Origin of the sequence: Megasphaera geminata F0357, from assembly GCF_000239275.1 — a bacterium.
GTDB lineage: Bacteria > Bacillota > Negativicutes > Veillonellales > Megasphaeraceae > Megasphaera > Megasphaera geminata.
Window position 1 is genome coordinate 1 of sequence record NZ_JH417582.1, and the last position, 1,165, is coordinate 1,165.

Genomic DNA, 1,165 nt, shown 5'->3' on the forward strand with positions numbered 1-1,165 from the left:
TATTTCAGAATAACCCCGGAAATAACCATCTGCTGTACCTGATTCGTGCCTTCATAAATCTGCGTTATCTTGGCATCACGCATGTACCGTTCCACCGGGTATTCCCGCGTGAAGCCGTACCCGCCGAATACCTGTACCGCATCCGTCGTCACCTCCATCGCTATGTCCGACGCATATTTCTTGGCAATAGACGCGTCCATGGAGTAGGACTTCCCGTCTCCCTGTCCCATCTGCCACGCCGCTTTGTACACGGCCAGCCGGGCCGTCTCTATCTTTACTTTCATATCCGCCAGCATGAAGGCTATGGCCTGTTTCGTCGCAATGGGTTTGCCGAACTGTACCCGTTCTTTCGCGTATTTAACCGCTTCATTGTAAGCCCCTTCCGCAATCCCCAATGCCTGCGCCCCGACTCCGACCCGTCCGCCGTCCAGCGTCATCATCGCAATCTTGAAACCGTCCCCTTCCTTGCCCAGAAGGTTTTCCGCCGGGATGCGGACATTCTGAAATACGAGTTCTCGCTGGACGGATGCGCGGATCCCCATCTTTACTTCTTCTTTGCCGTAGGTAAATCCTTCCGTCCCTTTTTCCACGATGAACGCGCTCATCCCTTTTGCCCCTTTGGTTTTGTCCGTAGCCGCAAAGACCACCGTAACCTCCGCTTCGCCGCCGTTCGTATTGAATACTTTGGACCCGTTCAGCGTATAAGAGCCGTCTTCATTCTTTACCGCCATCGTACTGCCGTTCAGCGCATCCGTGCCGGCATTGGGTTCCGTCAGTCCGAACGCGCCGAGCTTGGTGCCTTCCGCCAGCGGTTTCAAGTACTTTGCTTTCTGTGCGGGCGTACCGAATTTCCATATCGGCCAGGAGCAGAGCATGGTATGCACTTCAAAGCTCAGGGCGATAGACGGATCCACCTTGGCAATTTCTTCGCACGCCACGGCCAGGCTGAGGAAATCGGCGCCGACGCCGCCGTCTTCTTCCGCCCAGGGGATACCGAGAAGTCCGAGCTGCCCCATTTCGTCAAGGATAGACCGATCGAATGTTTCTTTTTCATCCCGTTCTTTTACGGTCGGCACCAGCCGTTTTTCGGCAAAGTCCCTGGCCAGGTTGGCTATATCCGCCTGCATTTCCGTTAATCTGAAATCCATAATTAATTCCTCCTGAC

General features: G+C 54.6%; 1 protein-coding gene. It reads right to left on the reverse strand.

The annotated features are described in order from the left end of the window. On the reverse strand, positions 1 to 1,148 hold a 1,148-nt coding region (locus HMPREF0080_RS03845; RefSeq protein WP_040347158.1), incomplete at its 3' end, for an acyl-CoA dehydrogenase. Positions 1,149 to 1,165 lie beyond the last annotated feature (17 nt).